Raw genomic sequence first — 15,556 nt, forward strand, 5'->3', positions numbered from 1 at the left:
ACGTCCACCACACTCATTCGTCAGATCGCCAGGTCGATGTCGAGCATGCCCGGCAGGGTCTTCGGCCACAGTGCCAGGCCGCCGGCCAGGCTCCAGGCCTGCGCGTGGCCCAGGCGCCGCAGCGCCTGCGCCGCCTGCGCGCTGCGGTTGCCGCTGCGGCAGAAGAACAGCACCGGCGTCTCGGCCGGCAGTGCCAGCCAGTTGGGCAACGCATTGAGCAGGCGCGACATCGGCACCGCCTGGTAGCGCACGTTCGGCCCCAGGTCGGGCGTGGTGCTCAGGCGCTGCTCATAGGGCTCGCGCACATCCACCAGCACCAGCCCGCCCGGGCCTTGCAGCAGGTCATGCAGCGCGGCCGGCTCGAGCTCGTGGGGCACGGCCTCGACAGCCGTCGCAACGCGGGCACCGCAGGCCAGCGTCTGGTACTCGGTCAGCCCCAGGTCTTGCTCGAGCGCGCTCTTGGCGGCGGCGAAGGCCCCCGCCTCCATCGCACCCCGCAGCACGCGCGACAGCAGCGGCTGCACGGCGCACTCGGCGCTCAAGGTGGTGGCCACGCGCTTCTCATAGTCGTGCCCGGGGGCCAGCAGGCCGTGCGGCCCCACCGCCTCTTCGAGCCGGCGCAGCGACGGGCCGAACGCCAGCGGCGCGCTCTGCGCAAAGTCGCTGCGGCCCAGCGCGCCGGGCATCACCGTGTCGCCGACGAAGGCCATGCGCAGCCCCTGCGCGTCGCGCAGCAGGTAGGCGGTCGAGTCTTCGGTGTGGCCGGGCAGCGCCAGCCGGGTGAGGCTCAGCGCGCCCAGCGAGATGTGCTCGGTGCCACGCGGCCAGCCGAGCGGGTCGAGCGCCATCGCGCCGCCGCCTTCGAGCAGGTCGTGCGCCGTGGCGCGCAGCTCGGGCGCCGACGAGGCATGGTCGCCATGGCTGTGGGTGTCCAGCACGGCCGCCAGGGTGTGGCCCTGGCAGCGGATCTGCTGCACCAGGCGCTCGGTCAGCTCGGGCAGCGGGTCGATCACGACACAGCGCCGGCTCGCCTCGTCGGCCACCAGGTAACAACACGCGGCGTCGACGACGAAGCGCGTCACGCCCTCGGCCGGCAGCGCGCGGCCCGGCGTCGAGCCCAGGCAGCAGTCGCGCAGGGTTTCGCCGCAGGCGCGGATGCGCGCGCAGGCTTCGTCGATGAAGTCTGCATCGGCCGCCGGGCCGAACGACAGGCGCACCGCCGAGGCGGTCTGCCAGGCCGGCAGCCCCATTGCCTCGAGCACATAACTCGGCTTGGCCTGCGCCGCGCTGCAGGCCGAGCCGCCGCTGACGCGCACGTCGGCCGCGTCGAACAGGTCGAGCAGCAGCTTCGAGCTCAGGCCCGGCACCGAAAAGTTCAGCGTCGTCGGCAGGCACAGTGCCGGCGGCGCGTTGAAGACCAGGCCGGGGAACGCGTCCTGCAAGGCGTCGACCAGCCGGGCGCGGTAGTCCGCCAGCGTGGCGTGGTTCTTGAAACCCTGGCCGGATTGCAGGGCTGACAACACCGCGCCGAGCGCGGCGATGCCAGACATGTTTTCGGTGCCCGAGCGCTGCGCGCCTTCTTGCCCACCGCCTGCCAGCAGGGGCGTGAACGGCGCGCCCTCGCGCACATAGAGCATGCCGATGCCCTTGGGCGCATACAGCTTGTGGCCCGAGAACGGCGCGTAGTCGATGCGGCGCTGCACCAGGTGCAGCGGCAGCTTGCCCAGCGCCTGCACGCTGTCGACCATCCACAACGCCTGGCTGCCTTCCAGCGCGGCGGCAATGCCGTCCAGGTCGCTGATGACGCCGGTTTCGTTGTTGGCCGCCATCGTGCAGACCAGGCCGGCGCGCGGCGCGTGGTCACGCAGCCAGCCCAGGTCGTGGCGACCATCGAGGCCGACCGGGATGGCCACCACCTGCAGGCCCAGGCCGAGCAAAGCGTTCCAGTGCTTCAGCGCTTCGGGCACGGCCTTGTGCTCGGTGGCGCCATACAACAGCAGCTGCGGTGCGCCGGGCGCGGCACAGCGCTCACGCAAGGCACCGAGCGCCGACAGCACCGCCGTCTGGATGCCTTCGGTCGCGCCGCTGACGAACAGCAGCTGCCCTGTCGGCGCGCCCAGCACGCGGCGTGCGCGGCCACGCACCGCGTCCATCAGCGCGCGGGCCTTCAGGCCGGTGCTGTGGATGCTGCTGGGGTTGCCGTAGTCGTCGGCCATCGTGGCCAGGGCGGCGGCGCGGGCTTGGGCCAGCACGGGCGTGGTGGCGTTGGCGTCGAGATAGATTTCCATGGAAGGGGGTTCCTGCTTTCCTGAAGCCTCAGGAATGGGGTTCATGGTATCTACCATCGAGAGAAATTTTCTACCCCGATTAGGATGCACCGTAGTACATGAATCTCCTAGCCGCCGGTTTTGCCAATCTCCACGCAAACGGCTTGCTTTGCCCGTTTTGAACGTGTGACGACATGAAACTCGACGCGATCGACATGAAGCTGCTGGCGCTGCTGCAAGACAACGCCGAACTGCAGATCAGCGAACTGGCGGAACGCGTCAGCCTGTCCACCACGCCCTGTTGGCGCCGCGTGCAGCGCCTGAAAGAAGGCGGGGTGATCACCAAGCAGGTTTCGCTGGTCGATCGCAAGGCGGTCAACGTGGCGGTCACCGTGTTCGTCGGCATCCGCACCAGCCACCACAACCAGAAGTGGTTCGAGAACTTCCGCGCCACGGTCGAGGCGATCCCCGAGGTGGTCGAGTTCTACCGCATGAGCGGCGAGGTCGACTACCTGCTGCGCGTCGTCGTGCCCGACATCGCAGCCTACGACGCGGTCTACAAGCGGCTCACCGCCAGCATCGAGCTGGCCGATGTCAGCTCGAGCTTCGCGATGGAAGAGCTGAAGTACACGACCGCGCTGCCGCTGGGCTACGCGCTGTAGGGGCCGCGATGCGAACACGGTGGGCTGCCCTGCTGCTGTGCGCCGCTGCCGGGCTGGGGCCGCCGGCACAGGCCGCACAGGCCTGCAGCGCCGACAAGCTGGCCGTGCTGCGCTCGCCGCCACAGCCCGGCGACGGCGCGGTGCTGATCGACTGCCACCTGACGCTGAAGCCCGTCGACGTGATCACCCGCTCGCTGTACTTCAACCATGGCGCGGTGTCTAACGGTGTCCAGGTGGACTGTGCCGGCGCGACGCTGTCGTCCACTGCGCTCAACGCCGACCTGCCGCGCATCAACGTGCAGTCGTACGAGTACCAGAAGCCCGACGGCACGACCGCCTGGGAGCGCCCGCGCGACATCACGATCAAGAACTGCGTCCTCGAAGGCAACATCAACGTCAGCGGCATGGGCGGGCAGGACTCGCCGGCGGTCAGGGAGTCTTCACGCACCGACCCGCACCACACCAGCGTGCTCAGGAAACGAGCGCCGACGAACATCCGCTTCGACACGCTGACGATCGACCCGAAAGACCGCATCGCCATCTACCTGTCGATGGGGGTGACCGGCGTGACGATTCGGAACTCGACCTTTCTCGGCACCTCGCCCTCGGCGGTGGTCTACCTCGACGCCGAGGGCGGCTCGCACCAGATCCTGAACAACCGGTTCAAGACGGCGCCGGCGCGCGAAGTGATTGCGGTGGACGGTTCGTCGGAGAACCTGATCCAGGGCAACGAGTTCAGCACCAGCCCGCACGGCGGCATCTTCATCTACCGCAACTGCGGCGAGGCCGGCACCGTGCGGCACAACGAGCCGTCGAAGAACGACCTGCTCGGCAACCAGTTCCTCGACCCGCGTGGCCCCGTCGACAGGCAGCCGCACATCTGGGTCGCGTCACGCAACGGCAACCGCTCTTACTGCGACGACGACGCCGGCTTTCCGTACGGCAGCAGCGTGAACGACCGCGACGAAGCCCACCGCACGGCGATCAAGGGCAACTACTTCAACGCCAGGTCGCAGGCCATCTTGTTGGGCGATGGGCCGAACTACCTGATCGACAACGTGGCCGAGGACGCGGGCGCCATCCCAGGTGCAGATGCGTTTGGCAGCACCTTCGTCGGCAACCGGGCCGGCCACGGGCCGGTGCCGTCCACCTCGTGCTTCTGGCGCGACCGGATCCCGATGCTGCTGCGCGACGGCGAATCGCTCGAGCTCGATGCGACCAACCCAAAGCAGGTGACCTGCGCCAAGCACCGCCTGGTGTGCCACGGCGGCACGCTGGACCAGCGACCTCGCACCTGCGACGGCCAGCACATCACCCAGCGCCACTTCAGATGCTCGGTGAAAGACAGCAACGAGGGCTGCGAGAAGGTCTTGTCCTGCGGCAGCCACAAGCGCCTGCAGGCCTTGAAGGCGCGCTGCAACCTGGAGTTCGGCCCGATCGACCCGGACGCACTGGCCGGGGCGCCGTGGAACTCGCTGGCGGTCGAGCGCGCATCCGATGTGGTGGCCGACGGGCACTGCGCGGTGGGGGCCTACGACATTTCGTCGAGCAACACGCAGTTGCTGGGTTTTCTGTCGACCCCGGCAACCGCCCGCTGCCAGGAGCACGACGCCGACGGCGGCGAATGCCAGATCGAGGGCGAGTACGTGTGCTACTGATGATCTCCCCGTGACCCAGTGGCGCGCGCGTTCGCTGCCGAGAGACGCGCCCGCAGGTCAGGCCTCGGGCTTGTGGCAGACGGCTTCGATGTTGTGCCCGTCCGGATCAATGACGAAGGCTGCGTAGTAGTTCGCGTGGTAGTGCGGGCGCAGCCCCGGCGCGCCATGGTCTTTGCCCCCCGCCGCCAACGCCGCACGATGAAAGGCATCGACCTGCTGGCGACTCTCGGCCACGAACGCCAGGTGAAGGTGCGCGGGCTTCTCTTCTGTCTGAAACAGGCACAGCGAGACCGTGCCCTGCGGCTGGCTGAACTCGACACCGTACGCCGGCGCGCCTTCTGAAACCACGCTGACGCCGAGCGGTTCGAGCGCCTGCAGGTAGAACGCTTTGCTCGCAGCGAAGTTGCTGACTCCAAACTTGACGTGGTCGAACATGAACTCTCCTGAAGCGCCTGGCCGTGCGCGACGCTGAATCAAATCAAGGGGGCGAAGTATCGCCATCTTCTGCGTCGTTGTGCCAGCCGCATCCCGGTTGACGGAGTGGTGAATTAATTCGCCGTTTGGATTGGCCTGCCATGGCGCTGCCCTCGCTGCGAAACACCAGCCGGCAAAATGGCGGGTTCCTCAAATGGCAGCGCGCCCGCGCCGTTCGCAAGTGCAATTCGTGCAGTACCGGTTGTTGGCCAAGCCCATCAACGAACACCATCCCGCCATCAAAGACGTCGTTGCCAACTGTTTTATCGCCACCTCGTGCGAATCTCGGGCCGTCGACATTTCATCGCGCCATTTCGAAGACCACCATTGGGAAGTGGTCGCCATCACCCGCCAGCCATCCTTCGTCGAACGTGAGGATTACCTCGACGACCCGGAATGGCTGGATTGGTTTGACCAGGCGGCCGAGCATGGCGAATGCTTCGCGTTGGACCGCTGGCCATCAGACGGCGCGGACATTCACGTCATTGCTGCGTCTGATACCGAGGCCACGGCTGCCCAAGAAGACGTGCGCGAGGCCGAACCGCAGCGCTGAGCAGGAAGGCTCCTGCTGCCGGCGGGGGCTTGTGGTCTCCGCTCACGTGCCCAAGGGCACATGAGCTACGCCCCAAGCCCAGAAAGCTCGCGCGCCCACGGCGCCGGGCCGCCGCTGGCGGCCCGCAAGAGCGTCACGTTCATTCGACCGTGACGCTCTTGGCGAGGTTTCTGGGCTTGTCGACATCCGTCCCTCTCGCGCAGGCCGTGTGATACGCCAGCAGCTGCAGCGGCACCACGTGCAGGATCGGTGACAACGCGCCGTAGTGCTCGGGCATGCGGATCACGTGCACACCTTCGTCGGCGGTGATGCGGCTGTCCGCATCGGCAAAGACGAACAACTCACCCTTGCGCGCACGAACCTCTTGCATGTTGCTCTTGAGCTTTTCGAGCAGCGCGTCGTGCGGGGCCACGGTGACCACCGGCATCTCGGCCGTCACCAGCGCGAGCGGGCCATGCTTCAGCTCGCCGGCGGGGTAAGCCTCAGCGTGGATGTAGCTGATCTCCTTGAGCTTCAGCGCGCCTTCGAGCGCGATCGGGTAATGCAGGCCGCGGCCGAGGAAGAGCGCGTTTTCCTTGCGCGCGAAGGCCTCGGCCCAGCTGACGACCTGGGGCTCCAGCGCGAGCACGGCTTGCAATGCCACCGGCAGGTGGCGCATCGCCTTCAGGTGGGCGGCCTCTTGCTCGTCGCTCAGGTGACCACGCACTTGCGCGAGTGACAAGGTCAGCAGGAACAGCGCGGCCAACTGCGTGGTGAAGGCCTTGGTGCTGGCCACGCCGACTTCGACGCCGGCCCGCGTCACGTAGGCCAGCGCACATTCGCGCACCATCGCGCTGGTCGCGACATTGCAGATCGTCAGCGTGTGCTGCATGCCCAGCGAGCGTGCGTGCTTCAGCGCCGCCAGCGTGTCGGCCGTTTCGCCGCTCTGGCTGATGGTGACCACCAGCGTGCGCGGGTCGGGCACGCTGTCGCGGTAGCGGTATTCGCTGGCGATCTCGACATCGGTCTTGATCTTGGCGATGCTCTCCAGCCAATACTTGGCGGTCGAGCCGGCGTAGTAGCTGGTGCCGCAGGCCAGGATCAGCACACGGTCGACCTCTTTGATCACGCGGTAGGCGCCGTCGCCGAACAGCTCCGGCGTGATGCCGTGCACGCCTTCGAGCGTGTCGGCGATCGCGCGTGGCTGCTCGAATATCTCTTTCTGCATGTAGTGACGGTAGGGGCCCAGCTCGGCCGCGCCGCTGGCCACCTGCACCGTCTTGACTTCGCGCGTCACCGGGCGGAACTGGCCGTTGGCGTCGCGGGCGGCCACCCAGTGCTTGCCCAACTGCAGATCGACCACGTCGCCTTCTTCGAGGTAGGCGATGCGGTCGGTCACGCCGGCCAGCGCCATCGCGTCGGACGCGAGGTAGCGCGCGCCGTTGGCCTCGTCGACACCCAGCACCAGCGGCGAGCCCTGACGCGCGCCGACCACGCGGTGCGGCTCGTCACGGCAGAAGACGGCGATCGCAAACGCGCCCTTCAGCTGCTGCACGGTGCGCTGCACCGCGTCGAACAGGTCACCGTCGTAGTGGTGGTGCACCAGGTGTGCGATGACCTCGGTGTCGGTCTGGCTCTCGAAGACATAGCCCTTGGCCTTCAGCTCGTCGCGCAGCTCGTCGTGGTTCTCGATGATGCCGTTGTGGACCAGCGCCACCTGCGGCGAATTCGGGTCGCGCGAGAAGTGCGGGTGCGCGTTGTGCACTGCCGGCGCGCCGTGCGTGGCCCAGCGGGTGTGGGCGATGCCGGTGCCGCTGGCAACACCGTCGTGCTGCACCTGGGCCAGCAGATCGGCCACGCGCTCGGTCGAGCGGCTGCGGCGCAGCGCGCCGTCTTGATGCACCGCGACGCCGCAGGAGTCGTAGCCGCGGTATTCGAGCCGCTGCAGGCCCTGCACAAGGATGGGGACGATGTTCTGGGCGCTGACCGCGCCGACGATGCCGCACATGGTGGGGTGTCCTGTCGAGAGGCCGCTGGGGTGCGGCGATGCCAAGATCGTAGGCCTCACCGAAAGACGGATGCTTTCAAATTTCAGTTCACAATGAAATTGTTCGCCAGTCCGTAGCGTGAATGGAATAATCATCCACCATGGCAGAAGAATTGAATGAATCCATCTCGCTTGATGCCATCGACTGGCGCCTGCTCGACCTTTTGCAGGCCGACGCCAGCCTGACCAACCACGCGCTGGCGCAGGCGGCGCATGTGTCGCCGGCCACGGCGCTGCGCCGCGTCAAGCGGCTGCGCGATGCCGGGGTGATCGAGCGCTTCACCGCCCTGCTCGCCCCACGCTTTGCCGAGCGGGGCTTGAGCGCGGTGTGCGAGATCACGCTCGACCGCCAGGGTGACGAGCACCAGGCCGCATTCGAGCAGCGCGCCGTGGCCGACGCCGCGGTGCAGCAGTGCTGGCGCGTGTCGCCCGGGCCGGACTTCGTGCTGATCGCCTGGGCCGCCGACATGCCCGCCTTCCACGCGTTCGCGCAGCGCCTGTTCACGCAGGACGCGAACGTGCGCAACGTGAAAAGCTATTTCGCGTTGAAGCGGGCGAAGTTCGACCCGCGAGTCGAGGCCGTCGAGCCGCCGCGTTAGGCCCGCGCCAGGCGCAGCACGAAACTCACGCCACCCGCGGGCTCGTTGCGCGCTTCCACCGTGCCGCCCATCTTGGCCATGTAGGTGCGCACGACGAACAGGCCCTGGCCACGGTGTGCGGGGTCGGCGCCTGGCTCGCCGGCGGCGTCGGACACGCCGTATTCAAAGATCCGGTCGACCAGCGTGTCGGGGATCGGCGGGCCCTGGTTGTGGATGACGACGTCGACACCCGCATCGACCTGCGCGAGCGTCAGCTGGATCGGCGTGCCCGCGGGGCGATAGCGCTCGGCGTTGCGCAGCACGTGGGTCACCACGTCTTCCAGCGCGTAGGCGTCGCCACGCACCAGGCACGGTGCGCCGGCGCTGGTGTAGCGCACGTCGTTGATGCCAGCGTGCGGCGCGTTGTCGGCCACGTGGCGCAGGAACTCGTCGATGTCCAGCGCCTGCACCGGCAAGGTCGTCGCCTCGAAGGCCTCGGTCGGCGAGGCCTGGCCGTAGAGCACGCGCACCGCCTGCTGCATGCGGCGCAGGTAGCGGTGGCTCGGGTCGGCGTCGCCCGGGTGCAGCGCCAGCAGGCTTTGCAACGGCGACATGATCTCGTGGCCCACCGCGTGCCATTGCTCGCGCTCCTGCGCCGTGCGGATCTGCTCGCGGCGCACGTCGTCGTTGACGCGCTCCAGCAGCTCGGCCAGCGTGCCGGCCAGCAGGCCCAGCTCGTCGCTGCCGCGCAGGTCGGCCACGTCGAGCCGCACCTCATCGTCCGAGCCGCCCTTCAGGCTCTGCACCCCATGCCGCACCGCCGCCGCGCGCTTGGTCAGCAGCGTGATGCGGCGCACGATCCGCAGCTCGATGGCGGCCCACGCCAGCACGATCGCCGCGAGCATCGCGACCACGATCCAGCCGACGCGTGCGGCCACGCGGCCGAGCGTGCGGTTGACGCTGCGCACGTCGCCGGTCAGCGTCAGCTCGTAGCGGCCCAGCGGGGTGGCGATCGTGTCTTGCGCCACCAGGGCCTGCTCATAGCCTTCGACTTCCAGGCGGCGGATCAGCTGCGCGGTGAAGCGGTCCCACCACGAGGGCTCGGCCGCCCCGGGCACCTCGTTGCCCTGCAGCAGCGCCAACTCGGTCTCGCCCTGCGGGCCGGCCTTGGCCAGGCGCAGCGTTTCGCCAGGCAGCAGCAGCGGCTGCAGGTCGGCTAGGCCAAAGGGTGGCGTCGCGTCGGGTTGGTTGCTGTCGAACAGCGTGGCGCCGCTGGGTGCCAGCACCTGCAGGTGCACGAGGATGCGGTTCAGGTCGGCCGGTGGCCAGACAAGCTGGTTGCGCTTGGCCTGGAGTTCGTCGCGAAAGATCTCGATCGGTAGGCGCACCGAGTAAAACACCCGGCGCGGGCAGTCATCGCCGGTCTGGCCATCGACGCAACGCGCGTCCTGCCACAGCCAGCCACGAAAGTCGCGCACGGGCTTGAGCGCCAAGGCGCCATCTGCCTCTTCGGCAAAGCCGGTCAGGCGGCCACGCTGGGCGCCGGTGATGTCGGCGGAGCCTTCATACGGGGCCAGCCAGCGCCAGGCCTGCCCACGCATCGCCACCTCGACGCGCACGCGGTGTGCCGTGCCCAGGTCTCGCACACCCGGCGGCTTGGGCACCAGCTCGCCGGTGGCAAAGCCGCCCACGGCGTAGATGAAGCCGCCGGCCAGCGGGTTGCTGCCGATCGCCACGCACAGCGTCGCGCCGTCACCGTACTGCACGCCGCAGCCGGCCATCTCGACCGCCTGCTGCACCTTGGCCTTGTCGTCGAAATCGATCGCCGAGAACGGCAGCACGACTGGGTGCAGCGGGGTCACCGCGGTGCCGCGCGTGTCGGGGTTCAACAGCGCCAACTGGCCGGTGGGGTGGCGCAGCCGGGCGACGATCTGCTCCTTGGTCTTGCCGAAGCCTTCGCGGTAGGCGCGCAAGCCCAGCTCTTTCTCCTCCCGCAGCACGAAGCCCGCGAGCGCGACGGTGGCCAGCGCCAGCAGCACGAACACACCGCGAAAGAAGACCCGCAGCCGCAGCGGGATACGGGTGGGCAGCAGGGCCTGCACATCGGGCAGGCCGGACGTCCAGCGCATCTAGGGCCTGCCAACGCTATGGGAAGACACGCGCCGCCTGCTGGCAGGCCCCACGGGTAGGCGCGAACGAGGCCGTGTGCCCTGGGCACACAACGAGTGAGCAACGACGCCGTGGGGCCTGTCAGCAGACGGCGCGGAGGGTGATCTCAGCAAACAGCCGCCCGCGGCGTTGCCCACCTTGCCCGGACGGCAAGCCCGGGCTGCGCCGTGCGCCTTGCTGGCGGCTATTTGCTGAGTCACGCGTGCCTTCCCATAGCGTTGGCAGGCCCTACTCCCAGCGGAAGCCGCGCATCGGCACGTTGGCAATGCCGTCGAAGGTGGGGTCGATGTCGCGGAAGGCCTCGCGGATCGTGCTGACGTGCTTGCGGATGTTGTCGCGGTTGCGGCCGCTCTTGACGACCTGGTAGAGGTCTTCGTAGCTGACGACCTCACCGCGGCGCTGGTACAGCGCGCTCAAGATGCGCTGCGCGGTCAGCGGCAGGTTCACGCGCTGGCCGCGCCAGATCGCGGCGCCCTGGCGCAGCGGGTCGACCAGCAGTTCGTCGCGCGGGGCCACGGGCTCAGGCGCCGGCGCCTTGTCGCGCGTGGCCCGCAGGATGTCGAGAAAGGTCTCGACGAAATCGGCCTCGTCGAAGGTCGTCTTCTGCAGGTAGTCCCAGGCGTCGAGCGCCTTCATGATGCTGCGGTAGATGGCCGCCGGCATCGCCGAGACCACCAGCACGGGCGTGCCGGCGTGGCGCTTGTTGATCGCGTTGATGATGGCCACGCCGGCGTTGCGCTCGCGGCCCAGCTCGATGTCGAGCACCACCAGGTCGTAGCGTTCGCGGGCGATCGCGGCCTCGGCCTCGTCGCGGGTGAACCAGGTGTCGACCTGGATGCCCGGGCGCGCCGCCGCGATCCAGCCGCACAGCTGCTGGCTGGTCGGCTGGTCGTCCTCGATCACGGCCACTTTCACCATCGGTTCGCTCCGGTTTGAACTGCTGCGGCCGATTATCCCGAGCCCTTGCCGCGGCCGGCGTGAAGGTTTCTTCCGCGCCCCGGCGCGGGCCTTCACGAACGCGTGCGAACTGGGTGCGCGCGGCTCTCGCTTGCTCTGCGGTGGATTCGAAGAATGAGGGCCATGCCGAAGCGAAGAACGCGACGGCCGACATCCGGACCCCGAGACACCACAGGACGACACCATGAACGACGACACCCCCCCCAGCACCTTCGAAGACCCGGAGCCGGCCCGCCCGGCACGCGAGCGCGGCTGGCAGACGCGGTTGAACCGCATCGCCCGCGCCACCGGCGTCACCCTTCGCCGCGGCGCGGCCACCCTGCACTCGTCGCGGGTGGTGCTGCTGGTCGCCGGCCTGGCGGTGGCCTCGGCCTATGTGTTGTGGAAGAACCCGCCGCTGGCCAGCATCGAGCACGGCGAAGTCGGCGTGCGCTCGAACCGCCTGACCGGCGGCACCACCGAGCTGCACGAAGGCAGCGTGATCGTGCTGCCCGGCCTGCACACGCTGCGCACGCTGCCGTTGCGTGACCAGGTCTATCGCCCGCAGGGCAGCCTGCACGCCGACGGCGAATCGCCGTTCCAGTCGGTCGAGGGCCTGTCGCTGGGTGTCGACCTGTCGGTGCGCTATGCGCTCGACCCCACCCGCGTGGCGGCGATGGCCACCAGCCTGCCGAACGACCTGGGCGCCGACGTGGTGCAACCAGCGGTCAACGGCGTGATCTACAAGGTGATGGCGCGCTATACGGTGCGCGAGATCTTCTCCAGCAAGCGCGCCGAGTTGCAGCAGGCGATCGAGACCGAGCTGAAGCCGCGCCTGGCCGCGGATGGCGTGCTGCTGAAGGGCGTGACGCTGGGCAAGATCGACCTGCCCGAAGACTACCGCCGCGGCATGGACCGCCTGCTGGCCGAAGAGCTGGCGGCCGAGAAGATGCGCTACACGCTGGTGCTGAAGGAAAAACAGGTCGAGCAGACCGCGCTCGAAGCCCAGGCCGACGGCGTGCGGCGCGAAAAGCAGGCCGAGGCCGCGGCGCGCGAACAGATCATCGCCGCCAAGGCGCAGGAAGAAGCGATGAAGCATGTGCTGCCGTTCAAGCAGAAGCAGATCGAGCAGCGTCAGCTCGAAGCCGAGGCCGAGAAGCAAGCCCGCGTGAAGACCGCCGAAGCCAGCGCGCAAGCGCGCCGCATCGAAGCCCAGGGTGAAGCCGATTCGCGCCAGAAGCTGGCCGACGCCGAGGCCTACCGGTTGCAGAAGGTGGGCCTGGCCAACAGCGAGCAGATGGCGCGCGAAGGCGCGCTGATCACCCGCCACCCGCTGCTGATCCAGAAGACGCTGGCCGACAAGCTGTCGGACAAGGTGCAGGTGATCATCGCGCCGCCGCCGGCCGATGGTGGCTTCATCGGCTCGACGCTGCTGGGCAACCAGGCCAAGGCGACCCCCACCCGTGTCGTGGGTGACGTGCAGAGCGAAGAAGAGACCCAGTAAGGAGCCGATGATGATCACGATCACTGTGGCTGCCGCCCTCTCCAGCCTCGCGCTGGTGACACAAGACGCCACCGCGCTGCGCGCCTCGCCCAGCGACAGCGCACCCGCCCAGGCCCAGCTCTGGCAGGGCGACGCGCTCGAAGTGCGCGGCGAGCGCCTGGGCTACCTGCAGGTCTGGGACCACAAGCGCGAGCGCGGTGGCTACGTGAAGGCCACCCAGGTGCGTGGCACCGAAGCGAAAGAAGCCGACGCGCCCGAACTGCTGGCCGTGCTGCGCTTCGTCAAGGACACGCCAGGGGCCGAGGCGCTGGGCATCGCCTACGCCGCGGCCTACCTGAAGGCGGCGCCGGCGCGCGAGATCGGGCCCGAGCCCTTCGACGCGATCGGCACGATGGCCGAGCGGCTGGCGCGCCGGGCTTCGTCGCGCAACACGACACCGAGTACCACCCTCTCGGCCCACCTGGACGGCGTGGGCGCTTACGGCGTGCGCTGGGTGAACGTCGAGCGCGACGGCGCGGTGCAACTCTGCTACGACGGCGAGGCCTACGGCCGTGTGCTGGCCATGCCGCAGGCCACGCCCGAGCAACAGGCCCGCGCCGTGCTGGGCCTGACCCGGCACGACTGCATCGACCCGGGCTTGAAGCCGACCGAGCGTGAAGCGCGCGACCAGTGGCGCGCCGGCCTGCTGGACAAGCTGAGCCCTGCCGCGATGGCGACGCTGCCCGAGTGGACGAAGAACAAGCTGCGCCTGCGCCGCGCGGGCGTCTGGTCGTCGCTGGCGTTTGCCCAAGCCCGCCGTGGCGAGGCCGCGCAAGCGGCCGGCCAACGCGCGGTGGACGAGCTGGCCGGCGTGCGCGCCACCGAGCTGGCCGAGGAAGACCAGGCCGAGTACAACGACGCGGCGATCCGCGTCGGTGCCTCACGCTGGGCCGCGGCACCCGCCCCGGTGGGCACGCCCGACCTCACGCGCCGGCCGACGCTGGTCACCCAGGCCGGCGAGCCCGGCGAAACCTGCCTGCTGCTGGTCGACGCGCAACACGATGCGAAGCAACCGCTGCTGCGCCGCTGCACCTGGGGCGTGGTGTGGCTGAACTCGGCCACCGTGGACCCCGGCGCCACGCTGCTGACGGTGGCCGTGCAGCCGCTGGCCACCTGGCGCGAGCTGTGGGTGATGCGCAAGGATGGTGCACAAGGCTGGACGCTGGACGTGCTGCCGCCCGCCCCGGGCAACCCGCTCGGCGCCGATGCCGGCTACGTCGAATACGCCGGCTTCGCGCCCGGGGCAGAGCCCAAGTTGTTGCTGGCCCGCGAAGCCCGCACCGAAGGCCGCTGGAGCCGCCGCTTCGAAGTCACCAAGCTGCCGACGCTGACGACCGACAAGTTCGCCAGCACGCCGCAGATCCTGGCCGCCTTCCAGCGCTTTCAGGATGCGGGTTGGAAACGAGGCACCGTCAGCCTGCGCTGACCGGGAATACTGATGAGTAGTTGACGCTGTCGTGAGAGGGAGAGACCCCAAGAGGTCAGGCCGGGCGGTGATAGCCGCCCGGCACACCGCGTGGTGACAACACCCATTGCCACAGCTGAATGTCACGGGCGCGGAAGGCGCCGGCGCACGACAGCAGGTAGTAGCGCCACATGCGGCGAAAGCGCTCACCCAGCGCCTCGGCAAAGCGCGGCCACGCCGCCTCGACATTGGCGCACCAGCTCATCAGCGTGCGGTCGTAGTCGGCGCCGAAGTTGTGCAGGTCTTCGACCACGAAACGCCGTTCGCAGACGCGGCCGACTCGGGCGATGGTCGGCAGCTCGCCGTTGGGGAAGATGTACTTGTCGATCCACGGGTCGGTGCCGTTGCCGTGCTCGTTGCGGCCGATCGTGTGCAGCAGGAACAACCCGTCGGGCTTCAGCGCCGCTTCGGCCACGCGCATGAACGCCGGGTAGTTCTTGTGGCCCACGTGCTCGAACATGCCCAGGCTGACCACCCGGTCGAAGCGGCCGCCCATGTCCTGCAGCTCGCGGTAGTCCTGCAGCTTGAACTCGACCGGCAAGCCGGCGCACAGCGCGCGCCCGAGCGACACCTGCTCGGCCGACACGGTGACGCCGACGCAGTGCACCCCGTGGCGCTCGGCGGCGTAGCGCATGAAGCTGCCCCAGCCGCAGCCAATGTCGAGCACCCGCATGCCGGGCCGCAGCATCAGCTTGCGGCACACCAGCTCGAGCTTGGCCTCTTGCGCGTCGCTCAGCGTCTGCGCGCCACCGGCCCAGTAGGCGCAGGTGTAGGTCATGCGCGGGTCCAGCATCGCGGCATAGAAATCGTTGCCCAGGTCGTAGTGCTGTTGGCCCACCTGCCAGGCGCGCGCCTGCGTCTGCAGGTTGACCCAGCGGGCCTTCAGCAGGTGCCACATCGGCGGCTTGGCGGCCAGCGCGAGCGAGCGGCCGTCGCGCGACATCTGCGCACCCGCCAGCCGAAAGAAGAACTGGTCGAGGCACTCGGCGTCCCAGTGCCCGTCCATGTAGCTTTCGCCGAGGCCGAGCGTGCCCCGCGCCAGCACGCGCTCGGGCACGTCGGGGTCGAGCAGCTTCATGTCCCACGGGCGATCGCCGCCGACGCGGATGTCGGCCTGCGCCAGCAGGCGCTCGAACCAATCGCGCGTGCCGTCGTCCGGTGGGCCGGGCCGCGCCGTCTGGTTGTTGCCGCCTGTCGCGCCGATCGCGTCCGCGTCCATGCACAC

Annotated in this window: 12 protein-coding genes; 6 read left to right on the forward strand and 6 right to left on the reverse strand. The window is 68.9% G+C overall.

Annotated features, from left to right (window positions below; genetic code table 11):
- Nucleotides 1–20: 20 nt before the first annotated feature.
- Nucleotides 21–2,288, reverse strand: a complete 2,268-nt coding sequence (locus tag ACE3SG_RS18485; protein ID WP_374567483.1) for an aminotransferase class V-fold PLP-dependent enzyme — start codon at nucleotides 2,286–2,288, stop codon at nucleotides 21–23.
- A 173-nt stretch (nucleotides 2,289–2,461) separates the two neighbouring features.
- Between ACE3SG_RS18485 and ACE3SG_RS18490 the strand changes: the two genes are divergently transcribed.
- Together ACE3SG_RS18490 and ACE3SG_RS18495 are read left to right on the forward strand one after the other, a co-directional pair.
- Entirely contained in the window at nucleotides 2,462–2,929 is a 468-nt protein-coding gene (locus tag ACE3SG_RS18490) for an Lrp/AsnC family transcriptional regulator (protein WP_374567485.1), read from the forward strand.
- A gap of 8 nt (nucleotides 2,930–2,937) precedes the next feature.
- The gene (locus ACE3SG_RS18495; protein WP_374567487.1) at nucleotides 2,938–4,587 is read left to right on the forward strand and encodes a hypothetical protein; all 1,650 of its coding nucleotides are present in this window, start codon (nucleotides 2,938–2,940) and stop codon (nucleotides 4,585–4,587) included.
- 57 nt (nucleotides 4,588–4,644) lie between these two features.
- On the opposite strand, the gene ACE3SG_RS18500 is transcribed toward ACE3SG_RS18495, so the two are convergent.
- Entirely contained in the window at nucleotides 4,645–5,022 is a 378-nt protein-coding gene (locus ACE3SG_RS18500) for a VOC family protein (protein ID WP_374567489.1), read from the reverse strand.
- A gap of 193 nt (nucleotides 5,023–5,215) precedes the next feature.
- Between ACE3SG_RS18500 and ACE3SG_RS18505 the strand changes: the two genes are divergently transcribed.
- Nucleotides 5,216–5,614 carry a hypothetical protein gene (locus ACE3SG_RS18505; protein WP_374567491.1) on the forward strand — a complete coding sequence of 133 codons (399 nt, stop codon included), beginning with the start codon at nucleotides 5,216–5,218 and terminating at the stop codon, nucleotides 5,612–5,614.
- 139 nt (nucleotides 5,615–5,753) lie between these two features.
- On the opposite strand, the gene glmS is transcribed toward ACE3SG_RS18505, so the two are convergent.
- The gene (gene glmS / locus ACE3SG_RS18510) at nucleotides 5,754–7,601 is read right to left on the reverse strand and encodes a glutamine--fructose-6-phosphate transaminase (isomerizing) (protein ID WP_374567493.1); all 1,848 of its coding nucleotides are present in this window, start codon (nucleotides 7,599–7,601) and stop codon (nucleotides 5,754–5,756) included.
- Between the two features lie 140 nt (nucleotides 7,602–7,741).
- On the opposite strand from glmS, the gene ACE3SG_RS18515 reads away from it, so the two are divergent.
- Nucleotides 7,742–8,239, forward strand: a complete 498-nt coding sequence (locus ACE3SG_RS18515) for an Lrp/AsnC family transcriptional regulator (protein ID WP_374567495.1) — start codon at nucleotides 7,742–7,744, stop codon at nucleotides 8,237–8,239.
- On the opposite strand, the gene ACE3SG_RS18520 is transcribed toward ACE3SG_RS18515, so the two are convergent.
- Both ACE3SG_RS18520 and ACE3SG_RS18525 read right to left on the reverse strand, forming a co-directional pair.
- Nucleotides 8,236–10,347, reverse strand: a complete 2,112-nt coding sequence (locus ACE3SG_RS18520; protein ID WP_374567497.1) for a sensor histidine kinase — start codon at nucleotides 10,345–10,347, stop codon at nucleotides 8,236–8,238. The two genes, ACE3SG_RS18515 and ACE3SG_RS18520, sit on opposite strands and share 4 nt — an antisense overlap.
- A 268-nt stretch (nucleotides 10,348–10,615) precedes the next feature.
- Complete coding sequence (locus ACE3SG_RS18525) at nucleotides 10,616–11,305, reverse strand: response regulator transcription factor (RefSeq protein ID WP_374567499.1); 690 nt, start codon at nucleotides 11,303–11,305, stop codon at nucleotides 10,616–10,618.
- 223 nt (nucleotides 11,306–11,528) lie between these two features.
- On the opposite strand from ACE3SG_RS18525, the gene ACE3SG_RS18530 reads away from it, so the two are divergent.
- Complete coding sequence (locus ACE3SG_RS18530; RefSeq protein ID WP_374567501.1) at nucleotides 11,529–12,827, forward strand: SPFH domain-containing protein; 1,299 nt, start codon at nucleotides 11,529–11,531, stop codon at nucleotides 12,825–12,827.
- 10 nt (nucleotides 12,828–12,837) lie between these two features.
- Nucleotides 12,838–14,292: a hypothetical protein gene (locus tag ACE3SG_RS18535; protein WP_374567503.1), complete on the forward strand. Its 1,455-nt coding sequence runs from the start codon at nucleotides 12,838–12,840 to the stop codon at nucleotides 14,290–14,292.
- Between the two features lie 55 nt (nucleotides 14,293–14,347).
- On the opposite strand, the gene cfa is transcribed toward ACE3SG_RS18535, so the two are convergent.
- Nucleotides 14,348–15,550, reverse strand: coding sequence for a cyclopropane fatty acyl phospholipid synthase (cfa, locus tag ACE3SG_RS18540; protein WP_374567506.1), 1,203 nt, complete (start codon nucleotides 15,548–15,550; stop codon nucleotides 14,348–14,350).
- Between the last annotated feature and the right edge of the window lie 6 nt (nucleotides 15,551–15,556).

It is taken from the genome of Ideonella sp. (assembly GCF_041914305.1).
In the GTDB taxonomy this organism is placed as follows: Bacteria; Pseudomonadota; Gammaproteobacteria; order Burkholderiales; family Burkholderiaceae_C; genus Ideonella.